The 16,804-nt window shown below is 70.7% G+C and carries 15 protein-coding genes and 1 riboswitch; of the genes, 10 read left to right on the plus strand and 5 right to left on the minus strand.

Annotated features, from left to right (window positions below):
• Positions 1 to 17: 17 nt before the first annotated feature.
• The 8 genes from pyrH to ACIRB7_RS26680 all read left to right on the plus strand — a co-directional run bounded on the left by pyrH (position 18) and on the right by ACIRB7_RS26680 (position 8,468).
• Positions 18 to 782: a UMP kinase gene (gene pyrH, locus ACIRB7_RS26645; RefSeq protein WP_351214857.1), complete on the plus strand. Its 765-nt coding sequence runs from the start codon at positions 18 to 20 to the stop codon at positions 780 to 782.
• Between the two features lie 94 nt (positions 783 to 876).
• Positions 877 to 1,434: a ribosome recycling factor gene (frr, locus tag ACIRB7_RS26650; protein ID WP_403603239.1), complete on the plus strand. Its 558-nt coding sequence runs from the start codon at positions 877 to 879 to the stop codon at positions 1,432 to 1,434.
• Positions 1,434 to 2,537 (plus strand): phosphatidate cytidylyltransferase, encoded by a 1,104-nt coding sequence (locus ACIRB7_RS26655; protein WP_403603241.1) that lies wholly within the window; start codon positions 1,434 to 1,436, stop codon positions 2,535 to 2,537. Before frr ends, ACIRB7_RS26655 begins: the two co-directional genes overlap by 1 nt.
• Positions 2,538 to 2,617: 80 nt before the next feature.
• Positions 2,618 to 3,724, plus strand: coding sequence for a 23S rRNA (adenine(2503)-C(2))-methyltransferase RlmN (gene rlmN / locus ACIRB7_RS26660; RefSeq protein WP_403603243.1), 1,107 nt, complete (start codon positions 2,618 to 2,620; stop codon positions 3,722 to 3,724).
• Between the two features lie 29 nt (positions 3,725 to 3,753).
• Positions 3,754 to 3,864: riboswitch (TPP riboswitch) on the plus strand.
• A gap of 97 nt (positions 3,865 to 3,961) precedes the next feature.
• Entirely contained in the window at positions 3,962 to 5,041 is a 1,080-nt protein-coding gene (locus ACIRB7_RS26665) for a thiamine ABC transporter substrate binding subunit (RefSeq protein ID WP_403603290.1), read from the plus strand.
• Between the two features lie 61 nt (positions 5,042 to 5,102).
• Entirely contained in the window at positions 5,103 to 6,716 is a 1,614-nt protein-coding gene (locus ACIRB7_RS26670; RefSeq protein ID WP_403603292.1) for an ABC transporter permease, read from the plus strand.
• Positions 6,716 to 7,738, plus strand: a complete 1,023-nt coding sequence (locus ACIRB7_RS26675; RefSeq protein WP_403603245.1) for an ABC transporter ATP-binding protein — start codon at positions 6,716 to 6,718, stop codon at positions 7,736 to 7,738. The genes ACIRB7_RS26670 and ACIRB7_RS26675 overlap by 1 nt, the downstream gene beginning before the upstream one ends.
• A gap of 82 nt (positions 7,739 to 7,820) precedes the next feature.
• A complete protein-coding gene (locus ACIRB7_RS26680) occupies positions 7,821 to 8,468 on the plus strand; it encodes a dihydrofolate reductase family protein (protein ID WP_403603247.1) in 648 nt (215 codons plus the stop codon).
• 19 nt (positions 8,469 to 8,487) lie between these two features.
• On the opposite strand, the gene ACIRB7_RS26685 is transcribed toward ACIRB7_RS26680, so the two are convergent.
• The 5 genes from ACIRB7_RS26685 to ACIRB7_RS26705 all read right to left on the minus strand — a co-directional run bounded on the left by ACIRB7_RS26685 (position 8,488) and on the right by ACIRB7_RS26705 (position 13,661).
• Positions 8,488 to 9,627 (minus strand): LOG family protein, encoded by a 1,140-nt coding sequence (locus ACIRB7_RS26685; RefSeq protein WP_403603249.1) that lies wholly within the window; start codon positions 9,625 to 9,627, stop codon positions 8,488 to 8,490.
• A gap of 48 nt (positions 9,628 to 9,675) precedes the next feature.
• Entirely contained in the window at positions 9,676 to 10,827 is a 1,152-nt protein-coding gene (locus ACIRB7_RS26690; protein WP_403603251.1) for a hypothetical protein, read from the minus strand.
• Positions 10,809 to 11,537 (minus strand): ATP-binding cassette domain-containing protein, encoded by a 729-nt coding sequence (locus ACIRB7_RS26695; protein WP_351214843.1) that lies wholly within the window; start codon positions 11,535 to 11,537, stop codon positions 10,809 to 10,811. Before ACIRB7_RS26695 ends, ACIRB7_RS26690 begins: the two co-directional genes overlap by 19 nt.
• A gap of 244 nt (positions 11,538 to 11,781) precedes the next feature.
• Positions 11,782 to 13,152 carry an aspartate aminotransferase family protein gene (locus ACIRB7_RS26700; RefSeq protein ID WP_403603253.1) on the minus strand — a complete coding sequence of 457 codons (1,371 nt, stop codon included), beginning with the start codon at positions 13,150 to 13,152 and terminating at the stop codon, positions 11,782 to 11,784.
• A 2-nt stretch (positions 13,153 to 13,154) separates the two neighbouring features.
• Positions 13,155 to 13,661, minus strand: coding sequence for an Lrp/AsnC family transcriptional regulator (locus ACIRB7_RS26705; protein ID WP_351214840.1), 507 nt, complete (start codon positions 13,659 to 13,661; stop codon positions 13,155 to 13,157).
• Positions 13,662 to 13,850: 189 nt separating this feature from the next.
• Between ACIRB7_RS26705 and ACIRB7_RS26710 the strand changes: the two genes are divergently transcribed.
• Positions 13,851 to 15,287, plus strand: coding sequence for a gamma-aminobutyraldehyde dehydrogenase (locus ACIRB7_RS26710; RefSeq protein WP_403603255.1), 1,437 nt, complete (start codon positions 13,851 to 13,853; stop codon positions 15,285 to 15,287).
• A gap of 143 nt (positions 15,288 to 15,430) precedes the next feature.
• Positions 15,431 to 16,594: a spermidine/putrescine ABC transporter substrate-binding protein gene (locus ACIRB7_RS26715; protein WP_403603294.1), complete on the plus strand. Its 1,164-nt coding sequence runs from the start codon at positions 15,431 to 15,433 to the stop codon at positions 16,592 to 16,594.
• The last annotated feature ends 210 nt before the right edge of the window (positions 16,595 to 16,804 follow it).

The following is a 16,804-nucleotide window of genomic DNA, read 5'->3' on the forward strand; positions in this document are numbered from 1 at the left end:
TGCACGAGGAGATCTCCATGAACCAGGGCGCCGTACAGGGCGACGACAACAACGGCAGGACGGCCGGGCGCTACATGCTGAAGCTGTCCGGAGAGGCCTTCTCCGGCGGCACCGGCCTGGGTGTCGACCCCAATGTCGTGCACGCCATCGCGCGTGAGATCGCGGCGGTCGTCCGCGACGGCGCGGAGATCGCGGTGGTGATCGGCGGCGGCAACTTCTTCCGCGGCGCCGAACTCCAGCAGCGCGGCATGGACCGGGCCCGCTCCGACTACATGGGCATGCTCGGCACCGTGATGAACTGCCTCGCCCTCCAGGACTTCCTGGAGAAGGAAGGCATCGACTCACGCGTCCAGACCGCCATCACCATGGGCCAGGTCGCCGAGCCGTACATCCCGCTGCGTGCCGTGCGCCACCTGGAGAAGGGCCGCGTGGTCATCTTCGGTGCGGGCATGGGCATGCCGTACTTCTCCACGGACACCACCGCCGCCCAGCGAGCCCTGGAGATCGACGCCGAGGCCCTGCTCATGGGCAAGAACGGCGTGGACGGCGTCTACGACTCCGACCCGAAGGCCAACCCCGACGCGGTCAAGTTCGACGCACTGGAGTACGGCGAGGTGCTCTCCCGCGACCTCAAGGTCGCCGACGCCACCGCCATCACCCTGTGCCGGGACAACAACCTCCCGATCCTCGTCTTCGAACTGCTCACCGAGGGCAATATCGCTCGCGCGGTGAAGGGTGAGAAGATCGGCACGCTCGTGAGCGACCAGGGCACCCGGGCCTGACCCGAACCGGGGAACCGCCCCGCGAGGGGATGGACAGAGCCCTGCCGGTCGTACACCGTGCAGGACACAACGCGACGACACGCAGGAGCATGTGGTGATCGAAGAGACCCTCCTCGAGGCCGAGGAGAAGATGGAGAAGGCCGTCGTGGTCGCCAAGGAGGACTTCGCCGCGATCCGCACCGGCCGTGCGCACCCGGCGATGTTCAACAAGATCGTGGCGGACTACTACGGTGCCCTCACCCCCATCAACCAGCTGGCGTCCTTCTCCGTCCCGGAGCCCCGGATGGCCGTGGTGACCCCGTTCGACAAGACCGCGCTGCGCAACATCGAGCAGGCGATCCGGGACTCGGACCTCGGCGTCAACCCGAGCAACGACGGCAACATCATCCGGGTGGTCTTCCCCGAGCTGACCGAGGAGCGCCGCCGGGAGTACATCAAGGTCGCCAGGGGCAAGGCCGAGGACTCGAAGATCTCGATCCGCGCGGTGCGCCGCAAGGCCAAGGAGACCATCGACAAGTTCGTCAAGGACGGCGAGGTCGGCGAGGACGAGGGCCGCCGTGCCGAGAAGGAGCTCGACGAGACCACCGCGAAGTACGTCGCGCAGGTGGACGAGCTGCTCAAGCACAAGGAAGCCGAGCTGCTCGAGGTCTGATGAACGACTCTTCCTGGGGGGCCCCGGCCGGTTCCGGCCGTAGGGGACCCGACCAGGGGCCCGTCCCGGCGGGTCCCGCATACGATCGGCAGCAGGCGGCGCAGACTCGGCCCATGCCCATCGTGCCCGACGTTCCCGCCGGCGGATTCCAGGACCGTCACGGCCGGGGGGCCGCTCACGCGAGCGGTCCCCTGTTCCGTGACGAGACGCCGCACGAGCACCCGCAGGAGCCCATGCACAGCCCCACCCCGACTCCGCCGCCCGCGCCGCAGGCGCCACGGCAGAAGAAGACCGCGGGGCGGGACCTGGGCGCTGCCATAGGGGTCGGGGTCGGTCTCGGGGCCGTCATCATCGCCTCGCTGTTCATCTGGAAAGCGGCGTTCATCGGGGTGATAGCGGTCGCCGTGGTGGTCGGGCTCTGGGAGCTCACCTCCCGCCTCCAGGAGCGCAAGGCGATCAAGGCTCCGCTGGTCCCGCTCGCGGTCGGCGGCGCGGCGATGGTCGTCGCCGGTTACGTCCGGGGTGCCGAGGGCGCCTGGGTGGCGATGGCGCTGACGGCGCTCGCGGTGCTGGTGTGGCGGATGACGGAGCCGCCCGAGGGCTATCTGAAGGACGTCACGGCGGGCGTGTTCGCCGCGTTCTACGTGCCGTTCCTCGCGACCTTCGTGGCACTCCTGCTGACCGCCGACGACGGCCCGCAGCGGGTGCTGACCTTCCTGCTCCTCACCGTGGTCAGCGACACCGGGGCGTACGCCGTCGGCTGGCGCTTCGGCAAGCACAAGCTGGCCCCGCGGATCAGCCCCGGAAAGACCCGCGAGGGTCTGCTCGGCGCGGTGACGTTCGCGATGGCGGCGGGCGCGCTGTGCATGGAGTTCCTGATCGACGGCGGTGCCTGGTGGCAGGGCCTGATCATCGGTTTCGCGGTGGCGGCGAGCGCGACGCTCGGCGACCTCGGCGAGTCGATGATCAAGCGCGACCTGGGCATCAAGGACATGGGCACGCTGCTCCCGGGCCACGGCGGCATCATGGACCGCCTTGACTCGCTGCTGCCGACGGCACCGGTGGTGTGGCTGCTGCTCGCGCTGTTCGTGGGAACCGCCTGATCTGCGGTTCGTCCGATGAAGGGCTCGTTGTCCACAGGGCGGCGGGCCCTTCTTCGTATCTCTGCGACACTGGTATCACCATGCCCAAGCCCGGAGAACTCACTTTCGTCGCCCCCCGCGGAGCCAAGAAGCCGCCGCGGCACCTTGCCGACCTCACGCCTGCCGAGCGGAAGGAGGCCGTCGCCGCGATCGGCGAGAAGCCCTTCCGCGCCAAGCAGCTGTCCACCCACTACTTCGCGCGGTACGCGCACGATCCCGCCGAGTGGACGGACATTCCGGCCGGCTCGCGGGAGAAGCTGGCCGGGGAGCTGCTGCCCGATCTGATGTCCGTGGTGCGGCACATCTCGTGCGACGACGACACCACCCGTAAGACCCTGTGGCGGCTGCACGACGGCACGCTCGTCGAGTCGGTGCTCATGCGCTACCCGGACCGGGTGACCATGTGCATCTCCTCGCAGGCCGGCTGCGGGATGAACTGCCCGTTCTGCGCGACCGGGCAGGCGGGTCTCGACCGGAACCTGTCGACTGCCGAGATCGTGCACCAGATCGTGGACGGCATGCGGTCGCTGCGGGACGGGGAGGTGCCCGGGGGACCGGCGCGGCTCTCCAACATCGTGTTCATGGGCATGGGCGAGCCGCTCGCCAACTACAAGCGGGTCGTCGGTGCCATCCGGCGGCTCACCGACCCCGAGCCGGACGGTCTGGGGCTCTCCCAGCGCGGGATCACCGTGTCCACGGTCGGTCTCGTGCCGGCGATGCTGCGCTTCGCCGACGAGGGCTTCAAGTGCCGGCTCGCGGTCTCGCTGCACGCCCCGGACGACGAGCTGCGGGACACCCTGGTGCCGGTCAACACGCGCTGGAAGGTGCGTGAGGTCCTCGACGCGGCCTGGGAGTACGCGGAGAAGTCCGGGCGCCGGATCTCCATCGAGTACGCGCTCATCCGGGACATCAACGACCAGGCCTGGCGCGGTGACCTCCTCGGCCGCCTCCTCAAGAGCCGACGGGTGCACGTCAACCTGATCCCGCTGAACCCGACACCGGGTTCGAAGTGGACCGCGTCCCGTCCCGAGGACGAGAAGGCCTTCGTCGAGGCCATCGCGCGCCACGGCGTTCCGGTGACCGTGCGGGACACCCGGGGCCAGGAGATCGACGGTGCCTGTGGACAGCTGGCCGCCGCCGAACGCTGACCTTGTACCCTGAGCTCGAACACATCTCCATATTCCGACAGGGGAGCGCCACAGCGCTGAGAGTGCGGTCACCGTAGGACCGCAGACCCTCTGAACCTTGCCCAGGTCATTCTGGGTAGGAAGTTCGGTCGTTAACTCAAGCTGTTGCGCCCTGCCCGCGCCCGGTCCGCCGGTCGTGGGCAGGGCCGCGTCTCTTCCTGGTCACACCCAGGAGGAATCTCAGTGAGCACCAAGAAGATGGCCGCCGCCGCGCTCGCCGCGGCGCTGGGCGTCACCACCCTCGCCGCCTGCGGCACCGAGGACACCCGCGACGCCGCGGGCAAGTCCGGCACGCCCGCCCCGAAGACCGTGACCCTCGTCAGCCACGACTCCTTCAACGCCTCCAAGGAAGTCCTCGCGGAGTTCACGAAGCAGACCGGCTTCACCGTCAAGGTCCTCAAGAGCGGCGACGCCGGCGAGGCCGTCAACAAGGAGATCCTGACCAAGGGCTCCCCGCAGGGTGACGTCTTCTTCGGCGTCGACAACACCCTGCTCTCCCGCGCCCTCGACAACGGCATCTTCGTCCCGTACGAGGCGAAGGGCCTGGACCGCGTCCCGGCCGAGTACCGGCTCGACAAGGAGCACCGGGTCACGCCGATCGACTCCGGCGACATCTGCGTCAACTACGACAAGAAGTACTTCGCCGACAAGAAGCTGGCGCCGCCGCAGACCTTCGACGACCTGGCGAAGCCCGCGTACAAGAACCTCCTCGTCGTCGAGAACCCCGAGCGGTCCTCCCCGGGCCTCGGCTTCCTCCTCGGTACGGCCGCGAAGTACGGCGACGACGGCTGGCAGGACTACTGGACGAAGCTCAAGGCCAACGGTGTGAAGACCGTCGACAGCTGGGAGCTCGCCTACAACCAGGAGTTCTCCGGCTCGGCCGGCGGCAAGCAGGCCAAGGGCGACCGGCCGCTCGTCGTGTCGTACGCCTCCAGCCCGCCGGTCGAGGTGCTCTACGGCGAGCCGCAGCCGAAGGTGGCGCCCACCGGCGTCTCCACCGGCACCTGCTTCCGGCAGACCGAGTTCGCCGGCCTCCTGAACGGGGCGAAGAACCCGGAGGGCGGCAAGGCGCTGGTCGACTTCCTGATCTCGAAGAAGTTCCAGGAGGACATGCCGCTCCAGATGTTCGTCAACCCGGTGGCGAAGGACGCCGCCCTGCCGGAGCTCTTCACGAAGCACGGCGTGGTCGTCGACAAGCCGGAGACCATGGCGCCGGAGAAGATCGCCGAGAAGCGTGACCCGTGGATCCAGCAGTGGTCGTCGCTCGTCCTGAAGTGACACACCTGAAGTGACACGAGGGACACGCGACCTGCGGGGGAGCGCGGCGCGGCTGGGGCTCATGGCCCTGCCCGTCGCGTTCTTCGGGGTCTTCTTCGCCTGGCCCGTGGCGTCGATCGTCGAGCGCGGGCTGCGACCCGACGGGACCTGGCGGTTCGGGCGGATCGGCGAGACGCTGAGCCGGCCGGACATCCTCGACGTGCTCGGGTTCACGGCGTGGCAGGCGCTCGCCTCCACCGGTCTCACGCTGCTCGTCGCGCTGCCGGGGGCGTATGTCTTCGCGCGGTTCGACTTCCCCGGCAAGGGCGTGCTTCGGGCCGTGGTCACGGTGCCGTTCGTGCTGCCGACGGTCCTCGTCGGCACGGCGTTCCTGGCGCTCGTCGGCCGGGGCGGGCTCACGGACGAGCTGTGGGGGCTGCGGCTCGACACCAGTGTGTGGGCGATCCTCCTCGCCCATGTCTTCTTCAACTACGCGGTCGTCGTACGGACCGTCGGCGGGCTCTGGTCCCAGCTCGACCCGCGCCAGGAGGAGGCCGCCCGGGTCCTCGGCGCCTCGCGCTGGACGGCCTGGCGGACGGTGACACTGCCCGCCCTCGTGCCTGCGGTGTCGGCGGCCGCCCTGATGGTCTTCCTCTTCACCTTCACCTCCTTCGGCGTCGTGCAGATCCTCGGCGGGAACGCGTACTCCACCCTGGAGGCGGAGATCTACCGGCAGACCGCGCGGCTGCTCGACCTGCCGACGGCCGCCGTCCTGACCCTCGTCCAGTTCGTCGCGGTCGGCGTGATCCTGGCCGTGCACGCCTGGACGGTACGGAGACGGGAGACCGCGCTGCGGCTCGTACCGCCGGAGCGGACCGCGCGCCGACCGCGCGGCGTCGGACAGTGGGCGCTGCTGGGGGGCGTCCTCGTCTCGGTGGCGCTGCTCATCCTGCTGCCGCTCGGCGTGCTCGTGGAACGTTCCTTCGCGGGGCCCGGCGGCTACGGGCTCGGCTACTACCGGGCGCTCGGCTCGCTCGACGAGTCCGGCACCTTCCTCGTACCGCCCCTGGAGGCGATCGGGAACTCGCTGCGGTACGCGGTGGCCGCCACCGGCATCGCGGTCCTGATCGGCGGGCTCGCGGCGGCGGCGCTCACCAGGCGCGCCGGACGGCTCGTACGGGGCTTCGACGCGCTCCTCATGCTGCCGCTCGGGGTGTCCGCCGTGACCGTCGGCTTCGGGTTCCTCATCACCCTCGACGAACCGCCGTTCGACCTGCGGGCCAGCTGGATCCTCGTCCCCCTCGCGCAGGCCCTGGTCGGGGTCCCCTTCGTCGTACGGACGATGCTGCCGGTCCTCCGGGCGGTCGACGAACGGCTGCGGGAGGCGGCGGCCGTGCTCGGAGCCTCGCCGTGGCGGGCCTGGCGGGAGGTGGACCTGCCGCTGGTACGGCGGGCGCTGCTCATCGCCGCCGGGTTCGCCTTCGCGGTCTCGCTCGGCGAGTTCGGCGCGACGGTCTTCATCGCCCGGCCCGAGAGCCCGACGCTTCCGGTGGCGGTGGCGCGGCTCCTCGGGCGGCCCGGCGAACTCAACTACGGCCAGGCGATGGCCCTCTCGACGATCCTCATGGTGGTGTGCGCGGTGTCCCTGCTGCTGCTCGAACGGCTCCGGACCGACCGGACGACCGGGGAGTTCTGATGCTGAGACTCGACGGGGCGACCGTACGGTTCGGGGCGCGGGCCGCGCTCGACGCCGTGGACCTGGAGGTCGCCGACCACGAGATCGTGTGCGTGCTCGGACCCAGCGGCAGCGGCAAGTCCACGCTGCTGCGGGCCGTCGCAGGGCTCCAGGCGCTCGACGGTGGCCGGGTGCTGCTAGGCGGCGCCGACCAGCACGGCGTGCCGGTGCACCGGCGTGGAGTCGGCCTGATGTTCCAGGACCATCAGCTGTTCCCGCAGCGGGACGTCGGCGGCAACGTCGCCTTCGGACTGAAGATGCGGGGGGCGGGCCGCGCCGAACAGGCCGAACGGGTCGCGGAGCTGCTCGACCTCGTCGGGCTGCCGGGCGCCGAGCGGCGTTCCGTCGCCGCGCTCTCCGGCGGCGAGCAGCAGCGGGTGGCCCTGGCCCGCGCCCTGGCGCCCCGGCCCCGGCTGCTCATGCTCGACGAACCCCTCGGCCAGCTCGACCGGGGGCTGCGGGAACGGCTCGTCGTGGAGCTGCGGCAGCTGTTCGGGCGGCTCGGGACGACGGTCCTCGCGGTCACCCACGACCAGGGCGAGGCCTTCGCGCTCGCGGACCGGGTGGTGGTCATGCGGGACGGACGCATCGCCCAGTCGGGTGCGCCCGTCGAGGTCTGGTCGCGGCCGGCCTCGGAGTTCGTGGCCCGGTTCCTGGGCTTCGACAACGTGGTGGCGGCGCGGGTGAGCGGGGCGGTCGCGGACACGGTGTGGGGGAGGATCCCGGTGCCGGAGGGCGCGCCGCAGGGCGAGCGACGGCTCCTGGTCAGGCCGGGCGGGGTACGGCTCGCGACCGACGGCCTGAGCTGCCGGGTCGAGTCCCGGACGTTCCGGGGCAGCCATGTGGAGGTACGGCTCCGCCCGGCGGACGGCCCGCCGCTGGACGCCGAGCTTCCGCTGCGGGAGGCGCCGGAGGAGGGCGCCGAGGTGGGGGTGGTCTTCCGGGCGGACGACGTGGTGGTGCTCGGAGACGACACCCCGTAGCGGGTGCGATGAGTTTTCCCCGCGGGGGGAGTCTCCTTGTCGTACGCAAGTCGTCTTCGTCGACCGCATAGGAGTGACAGTCGTGGCCCAGCTGCTCAGAGTGCAGAACTTCATGGTCTCGTCCGACGGGTTCGGTGCCGGTGAGGGCCAGACCCTGGAGCGGCCGTTCGGGCACGCGGATCCGGGGGAGCTGTTCGCGTGGGCGGGGGCCACGGCGAGCTGGCCCAGGCGCACCGACCCCGGCGGCAGCCGAGGCCTCGACGACTACTTCACGCGGGACTTCGCCCGGAACATCGGCGCCGAGATCATGGGGCGCAACAAGTTCGGGCCGCAGCGTGGGCCGTGGGCGGACGAGGAGTGGCGCGGCTGGTGGGGTGACGAGCCGCCGTTCCACACGCCGGTGTTCGTCCTGACGCACCACCCGCGTCCCTCGTTCACGCTCTCGGACACGACGTTCCACTTCGTCGACGGTGACCCGGCGACGGTCCTCGCCACGGCGCGGGAGGCGGCGCGGGGCAAGGACGTGCGCCTCGGCGGCGGCGCCACCACGATCCGGGAGTTCCTCGACGCCGGTCTCGTCGACACCCTGCACGTCGCCGTGGCGCCGGTGAAGCTGGGAGCGGGGGCACGGCTCTGGGAGTCGCCCGACGAGCTGCTCGACCGGTACCACCGCGATGTCGTGCCGAGCCCGAGCGGCGACGTGACACACCACCTGTACTGGCGGAAGTGACGGAAGGCCCTGCCGCGGGCTACGCCCTCGCCAGCCGTTCCAGCGCGGCCGGTGCCTCCTCGATCGAGTCCACCAGGGCGATCCGGGGCGCCATCGGGCGGCCCGCGGCCAGGGCTTCCAGGAGGGGCCAGGCCGGGAGGCGCTCGGTCCAGTGGGTGCGGTCGACCAGGACCATCGGGGTCGGGGCGCCGGGGAGCGCGTAGTAGTTCGGGGTCGCGTTGCCGAAGATCTCCTGGACCGTGCCGGCCGCGCCCGGCAGGAAGACGACGCCCGCCGTGGAGCGGGCGAGGAGGCCGTCCTCCCTGGTGGCGTTGGCGAAGTACTTGGCGATGTGGCCCGCGAAGGCGTTCGGCGGCTCGTGGCCGTAGAACCAGGTGGGGAGGCCGACCGAGTCGCCGCCGTGCGGCAGGAGGGCCCGGACCCGGAAGGCCGCGCGGGCCCAGTCCGTCACCGAGGGCGTGAACGACGGGACCTCGGCGAGCACGGCGAGGGCCTCGCCCAGGGCCTCGTCGGGCAGCGGCGCCACGTACGCCCCGAGGTTCGCCGCCTCCATCGCGCCCGGGCCGCCGCCGGTCGCCACGGTGAGTCCGGCGCGCGCAAGCGACCTGCCGAGCCGGGCGGCGCCCGCGTACGCCTCCGTGCCCCGGCCCATCGCGTGGCCGCCCATGACGCCGACGACCGGGGCGCCGTCGACGAGCTCGTCGAGCGCGTCGGACACGGCGTCGTCGTGGATCGAGCGGAGCATCGAGGCGAAGATGTCGCCGTCGGCCCTGGTCCAGCCGAACCACGCGTACGCGAGCGCGTCGGGTGTTTCCTCGTAACCCGCCTCCGCGATCCCGTCGTACAGCTCCTCGGGGGAGTAGAGCGACGCTCGGTACGGGTCGAAGGGCAGGTCGGGTACGGGCGGGAAGACGAGCGCCCCGTCGGCGCGGACCTTGGCGGCGGCCTCCGGTTCCATCGGGCAGCCGAGGAAGACGGCGCCGGTGGTGACCGCGGTGAGCAGGGCGAAGGTCCGGTCGACGAGGTCGACCGACTGCACCCGGCATCCGGCGAGCGAGCCCGGCCCGGCGAGCGCCGTGTCGAACGCGTCGAGGGTGTGGATCTCGCGCCCGTGGCCGCGCGGTCCGGGCGGCAGGTGGGCCGGGGGAAGCGTCGCCATGGGTTTCACGATAGGGGCCGCCCGCGTGGGCGGCCCCCTGTGCGGGTCTCAGCCGGTGAGCGGCAGCGCCGCCAGCTCCGCCACGATCCACGTCAGCGGCAGGAAGACCGCGAGCAGGACGCCCGCGCGCATCAGGGCCGCCGTGCGCAGCACCGTCGGCGGGGCGCCGATGCGGAGGAGCGCCTCGGTGGTGTGCGCACGGCCCTGCTTGGACTCCAGCGCGGCGGTCAGGAGGGTGGCCGTGGTGCAGGCCAGGATCAGGGTCGCGCCCAAGCTGGTGAGCGGGCCGAACGCGTCGGAGCCCGCCTTCGAGTCGTACAGCTCCGCCGCCGCGAGGGTTCCGGAGATCACCGCGCTCACCACGCCGAGGGGCCGGCCGATACGGCGGGACTCGTCCATCAGGACACGGCCCGCGAGCAGTCGGGTGGCGCCGGGCCGCACCGCCTGGAGGAGCCGGCCGCAGCCGTGGGTGATGCCGGGACCGGCCATCGCGAGACCGCAGGCGGTGAGGACCCAGCCGGCCAGGACGCCCGCCGGGTTGCCGTCGAAGCGGCCCGGCAGCGGGAGGCCGCCCCCGGAGCCGCCCCGGCCCGCGTACGTCTCGATCGCCAGGCCGACCGCGATCAGGGCGACGCCCCACGGCAGCCCCGACGGCACCGGCTTCTCCGCGCCCTCCGGTTCTGCGGGCGCCGGCCGCGGGCGCAGCGCCACACCCGCGGCCGTGGCCGCGACGACGGGCAGCACGGCGAGCAGGGTGAGGGCCGCGGCGAGCGGGATCGGCTGGTCGGCGGCGAGGAGTTCCGCGGCGGCCCCGTCGAAGGGCAGCCCCGTGATGTCGCCGCGCAGGTGCAGATAGAACAGCAGCGCGACCATGGAGCCGAGGGTGCAGGCGACGGCGGTCGAGGCGGCGGCGATCGCCGTGAGCCGGGCGGGGCCGAGGCCGACCGCCGAGAGCCCGGGCCGGGGGCGGGTGCTGGGGTCGGTACGGGCCACGGCGACGGCGAACTGGACGGTGGCGGCCAGCGGCAGGGCGCACCAGAGCAGCCGCAGGACGGACGCCGAGGAGCGCTCCGGGTGCCCGACGGCGTACCCGAGGGTGCACAGCAGCAGGAAGCCCACCCCCGCGGCCGCGGCGGCGACGGCGAGCCGCCGGGTCAGGACGAGGGGGTGCGCCCCTCGGGCTAGGCGGAGAGCGAGCACGCGGCGACGCCCTCCGCCCCTGACACCGGGGGTACGGCGCCGACCCTGCGTCCGTCGAGAAGCGCGACCGTGCGGTCGGCGAGGGCGGCGACCTCGCCGTCGTGGGTGGCGAGGAGCACGGTGATGTCGTGCGAGCGGGCGGCGGCCGTCAGGGTGCGCAGGAGCTGTGCGCCCTCGGCCCGGTGCAGGGTGGCGGTGGGTTCGTCCGCGAACAGCACCGAGGGGGTGGTCACCAGGGCGCGGGCGGTGGCGATCCGCTGGCGCTGGGGCCGGGTGAGGGCGTGCGGGCGCTTCCTGGCGCAGGCGCCGATGTCGAGGCGCTCCAGCCACTCCATGGCGGCGGTCTTCGCGGCCCGGTGGGAGACCCCGCGGAGCAGCAGCGGCAGGGCGGTGTTCTCCCAGCCGGTGAGCTCGGGGACGAGGCCGGGTTCGGGGTCGATCCAGCCGAAGCGGTCGCGCCGGAGCCGTTCGCGGGCGGCGGGGGCCAGGGTGTGCACGGGGCTGCTGTTGAACCAGACCTCGCCCTGCTGGGCGAGGAGCTGGCCGGACAGGCAGCGCATGAGGGTGGTCTTGCCGCTGCCGCGCGGGCCGACGAGGGCGAGGATCTCGCCTTCGCGGACGCCGAGGGAGACGCCGCTGAGCGCGTCGGTTCCGCCCAGGGCGCAGTGCAGGGAACGCGCCCAGAGCACGTCGTTGTCCGGTGGGGCCATCGCGTACACCTCGATGTCGGATCCGATCTGAGTTCCCCCGTCCGGGGGAACGTAGAGACGGGCCTGTCGGTCACTGGCTCCGTGAGGTTCCAGGGCACGGCCAGGGATGCACCGTAAGGATTCAGATCCGCTTGTACGGACAGCACACGGCCCGGGCCGCCGCCATCCACTCGGATGGCCGCATGCCCGGGCCGGGGTCACGCCGTGAGGGCGGCGTGATGCTGGGGGGACCTTGCCGGGACCCTTACAGCTTGGTCCACGCCTCGGTGAGCACCGAGCGCAGGATGCCTTCGATCTCGTCGAAGGTGCCCTGGTCGGCGATCAGCGGCGGGGCCAGCTGGATGACCGGGTCGCCACGGTCGTCGGCACGGCAGTACAGGCCGTTCTCGAAGAGCGCCTTGGAGAGGAAGCCGTACAGGACGCGCTCGGTCTCCTCGTCCGTGAAGGACTCCTTGGTGACCTTGTCCTTGACGAGCTCGATGCCGTAGAAGAAGCCGTTGCCGCGGACGTCGCCGACGATCGGGAGGTCGTGCAGCTTCTTCAGGGTGTCGAAGAAGTTGCCCTCCTGGTCGAGGACGTGCTGGTTCAGGCCTTCCTTGTCGAAGATGTCGAGGTTGGCGATCGCGACCGCCGACGACACCGGGTGGCCACCGAAGGTGTAGCCGTGGAGGAAGGTGTTGTCGCCCTTGTAGAACGGCTCCGCGATGCGGTCCGAGACGATGCAGGCACCGATCGGGGAGTAGCCCGAGGTCATGCCCTTGGCGCAGGTGATCATGTCGGGCACGTAGCCGAACTTGTCACAGGCGAACATCGTGCCGAGGCGGCCGAAGGCGCAGATCGTCTCGTCGGAGACGAGCAGCACGTCGTACTGGTCACAGATCTCGCGGACCCGCTGGAAGTACCCGGGCGGCGGCGGGAAGCAGCCGCCGGCGTTCTGCACCGGCTCCAGGAAGACGGCCGCGACGGTGTCGGCGCCCTCGAAGAGGATCTCCTGCTCGATCTGGTCGGCGGCCCAGCGGCCGAAGGCCTCCGGGTCGTCGCCGTGGATCGGGGCGCGGTAGATGTTGGTGTTCGGCACCTTGTGCGCGCCGGGGACCAGCGGCTCGAAGGGGGCCTTCAGGGCCGGCAGACCGGTGATGGACAGGGCGCCCTGCGGGGTGCCGTGGTAGGCGACCGCACGCGAGATGACCTTGTACTTGGTGTGCTTGCCCTGCAGCTTGAAGTACTGCTTGGCGAGCTTCCACGCGGTCTCGACGGCCTCGCCGCCACCGGTGGTGAAGAACACCTTGTTCAGGTCGCCCGGGGCGTAGTCGGCCAGGCGCTCGGCCAGCTCGACGGCCTTGGGGTGCGCGTACGACCACACGGGGAAGAACGCGAGCTCCTTGGCCTGCTTGTACGCGACCTCGGCCAGCTCCTCGCGGCCGTGTCCGGCGTTGACGACGAAGAGACCCGCGAGACCGTCGAGGTAGCGCTTGCCCTTGTCGTCGAAGATGTAGGTGCCCTCACCACGCACGATGGTGGGGACGGGCGAGTTCTCGTACGACGACATGCGGGTGAAGTGCATCCACAGGTGGTCGTAGGCGGACTTTGAGAGGTCGCTTCGGGACTGGGTCACGGTTATCGAGTTCCCCACATATAGGTCTGCTTCTTGAGCTTGAGGTAGACGAAGCTCTCGGTGGAGCGCACGCCGGGGAGGGTGCGGATGCGCTTGTTGATCACATCCAGCAGGTGGTCGTCGTCCTCACAGACGACCTCCACCATGAGGTCGAAGGAGCCCGCGGTCATCACCACGTACTCGCATTCGGCCATGGCTGTCAGGGCTTCCGCAACCGGATCCAGATCACCCTCGACGTTGATGCCGACCATCGCCTGCCGTCGGAAACCCACGGTGAGGGGGTCGGTGACGGCGACGATCTGCATGACGCCCTGGTCGAGCAGCTTCTGGACGCGCTGCCTCACGGCGGCTTCGGAGAGGCCGACGGCCTTGCCTATCGCCGCGTAAGGACGGCGACCGTCCTCCTGGAGCTGTTCGATGATCGCCAGGGAGACGGCGTCGATCGTCGGGGACGAACCGGTTCCGGTTCTGGAGTCTGTGCTTCGACTGGCCACGTCTTCACTGTGCACCGAGATTGGCCGTCGTGCAACCCCGGAGCGATGTAATTCGTTGTGAGAGGCCTCGAATCTCACTGAATCCGAAGTTACAGGGGGTCGGGGCTGTTGAAAGCGTCCGTCGAGCGACTACCCTGGGGTGTCTCGCCCATCGGGACACGCACAAGGACGTGCGACGACAGAACGTGACAGGAGGGGTGGCAAGTGACCACCGAGCTGCGCCGGCTGCGTAACTACATCAACGGGGAGTTCCGCGACGCGGCCGACGGCCGCACCATCGACGTGGTCAACCCGGCCACCGGCGAGGTGTACGCCACCTCCCCGCTTTCCGGGCAGGCCGACGTCGACGCCGCCATGGAGGCCGCCGCGGCCGCCTTCCCCGCCTGGCGTGACAGCACCCCGGCCGAGCGCCAGAGGGTTCTGCTCAAGATCGCGGACGCGTTCGAGGAGCGCGCCGAGGACCTGATCGCCGCCGAGGTCCAGAACACGGGCAAGCCGATCGCCCTCACCGCGAGTGAGGAGATCCCGCCGATGGTGGACCAGATCCGCTTCTTCGCCGGTGCCGCCCGCCTGCTCGAAGGCCGCTCGGCCGGCGAGTACATGGAGGGCATGACCTCGATCGTCCGCCGCGAGCCCGTGGGTGTCTGCGCCCAGGTCGCGCCGTGGAACTACCCGATGATGATGGCCGTGTGGAAGTTCGCCCCGGCTCTCGCCGCGGGCAACACCGTCGTCCTCAAGCCCTCGGACACGACCCCCGCGTCGACCGTCCTGATGGCCGAGATCATCGGTCAGATCGTTCCCAAGGGCGTCTTCAACGTCGTCTGCGGCGACCGTGAGACGGGCAAGGCCATGGTCGAGCACCCGACCCCGGCGATGGCCTCCATCACCGGTTCGGTCCGTGCCGGCATGCAGGTCGCCGAGTCGGCGGCCAAGGACGTCAAGCGGGTCCACCTGGAGCTGGGCGGCAAGGCCCCGGTCCTCGTGTTCGAGGACACCGACATCGACAAGGCCGTCGAGGACATCTCCGTCGCCGGCTTCTTCAACGCCGGCCAGGACTGCACGGCCGCCACCCGCGTCCTCGTGCACGAGTCCATCCACGACGAGTTCGTCACCGCCCTCGCCAAGGCCGCCGCCGAGACGAAGACCGGTCAGCCGGACGACGAGGACGTGCTGTACGGCCCGCTCAACAACGCCAACCAGCTGAAGCAGGTCACCGGCTTCATCGAGCGCCTCCCGGCCCACGCCAAGGTCCAGGCCGGCGGGCACCGCGTCGGCGACAAGGGCTACTTCTACGCCCCGACCGTGGTCTCCGGCCTCAACCAGGACGACGAGATCGTGCAGAACGAGGTCTTCGGCCCGGTCATCACCGTCCAGCCCTTCACGGACGAGGCCCAGGCCCTGGAGTTCGCGAACGGCGTCGAGTACGCCCTCGCCTCCTCCGTCTGGACCAAGGACCACGCGCGCGCGATGCGCCTGTCCAAGGCGCTCGACTTCGGCTGTGTGTGGATCAACACCCACATCCCGCTGGTCGCCGAGATGCCCCACGGCGGCTACAAGAAGTCCGGCTACGGCAAGGACCTCTCCGCGTACGGCTTCGAGGACTACACGCGCATCAAGCACGTCATGACCTCCCTGGGCTGACCCTTCCGGTTCCACCCCCGCGGCCCCGACACCTTGATCGACAGGGTGTCGGGGCCGCGGTCCTCCGCTCGACGGACCGTCCATTGCCGCAGGTCGCGGGGGGCCGGGATGCTGCTCGGGTGAGAGCGACAGCCAGGAAGAACATGTCCCGCCGGTCCCTGCTGCGCGGTGCCGGCGGTGCCGGGGCCGCCGGCCTGCTCGCCGGATGCGGGGTCCCCGCCGCGTACGTCGACGAGAGGGACCGCGCCGGCCGCGACCTGTCCGCCCGCGACCGTACGCTCGACTTCGCCAACTGGCCGCTCTACATCGACACCGACGACGACGACACGTCGAAGCGCCCCACCCTGAACGGCTTCCGCGAGCGCACCGGGATCTCCGTCCGCTACACGGAGGAGATCAACGACAACGACGAGTTCTTCGGGAAGATCGGCCCGGCCCTGATGAACCACCAGGAGACCGGACGGGACCTGATCGTCGTCAGCGACTGGATGGCCGCCCGCTTCGTCCGCCTCGGCTGGGTCCAGGAGATGGACCGCGCCGCGCAGCCGAACGTCGCCGCACACCTCAACCCACAACTGCGCCTCCCCGCCTTCGACCAGGGGCGGCTGCACAGCGTCCCCTGGCAGTCCGGGATCACCGGCATCGCGTACAACCGCAAGAAGCTCGGCAGGGAACTCCGCTCGACCAAGGACCTGTGGGCCGACGACCTGCGCGGCAAGGTGACGTTGCTCTCCGGGCTCGACGAGTCATTCGCGCTGCTCATGCTGGGCAACGGCGTCGACGTCACCCGGTGGACCGGCGACGACTTCCACGCCCTGTGCGAGCAGATCGAGGGCCTCGTCCGCACGAAGCACATCCGCCGCTTCACCGGCAACGACTACATCAAGGACCTGTCCACCGGCGACGTGCTGGCCTGCCAGGCGTACTCCGGCGACGTCATCCAGCTCCAGGCCGACAACCCGGACATCGAGTTCGTCGTCCCCGAGGAGGGCGCCGAACTGTGGGCCGAGTCCCTGATGATCCCCAACCTCGCCCAGCACAAGACCAACGCCGAGAAGCTCGTCGACTACTACTACGAGCCCGAGGTCGCCGCCGAACTCGCCGCCTGGGTCAACTACGTCTGCCCGGTCCCCGCCGCCCAGAACGTCCTCGCGGACTCCGGCGACGAGGAACTCGTGGCCCTCGCGGAGGACCCGCTGATCTTCCCGGACGCGAGCATGCGGAACAGGCTCGCGATCGCCCGGGACATCACCTCGGAGGAGCGGCAGGCCTTCGCGAAGAAGTGGAACGCGATCGTCGGGCTGTGAGCGGCATGACCTCCACCCCCGCTTTTGAACGTGTTCAGAAAGGGCGTACGCTGCGGTCATGAGCGACACAAACGGGCCGAGAGCCCTTCTCAAGCGCATCCGGACAGAGCCAGCCCTAACGAGCTCGTGCACGGTAAGCGATGAGACGTCGAGGGCTCCGGCAGGCCTGGTGCTCACCTCTGCCGTCGTGGGTTCAGGTCCGCGGTCTGC

The organism is Streptomyces sp. NPDC093795 (assembly GCF_044764665.1).
Taxonomy (GTDB): Bacteria; Actinomycetota; Actinomycetes; order Streptomycetales; family Streptomycetaceae; genus Streptomyces.

Bases quoted from the DNA above. Each gene is read 5' to 3' on its own strand.
- pyrH (WP_351214857.1), top strand. From the start codon at position 18: ATGAACCAGGGCGCCGTACAGGGCGACGACAACAACGGCAGGACGGCC.
- ACIRB7_RS26655 (WP_403603241.1), top strand. From the start codon at position 1,434: ATGAACGACTCTTCCTGGGGGGCCCCGGCCGGTTCCGGCCGTAGGGGA.
- rlmN (WP_403603243.1), top strand. From the start codon at position 2,618: ATGCCCAAGCCCGGAGAACTCACTTTCGTCGCCCCCCGCGGAGCCAAG.
- ACIRB7_RS26665 (WP_403603290.1), top strand. From the start codon at position 3,962: ATGGCCGCCGCCGCGCTCGCCGCGGCGCTGGGCGTCACCACCCTCGCC.
- ACIRB7_RS26670 (WP_403603292.1), top strand. From the start codon at position 5,103: ATGGCCCTGCCCGTCGCGTTCTTCGGGGTCTTCTTCGCCTGGCCCGTG.
- ACIRB7_RS26675 (WP_403603245.1), top strand. From the start codon at position 6,716: ATGCTGAGACTCGACGGGGCGACCGTACGGTTCGGGGCGCGGGCCGCG.
- ACIRB7_RS26685 (WP_403603249.1), bottom strand. From the start codon at position 9,627: ATGGCGACGCTTCCCCCGGCCCACCTGCCGCCCGGACCGCGCGGCCAC.
- ACIRB7_RS26695 (WP_351214843.1), bottom strand. From the start codon at position 11,537: ATGGCCCCACCGGACAACGACGTGCTCTGGGCGCGTTCCCTGCACTGC.
- ACIRB7_RS26715 (WP_403603294.1), top strand. From the start codon at position 15,431: ATGTCCCGCCGGTCCCTGCTGCGCGGTGCCGGCGGTGCCGGGGCCGCC.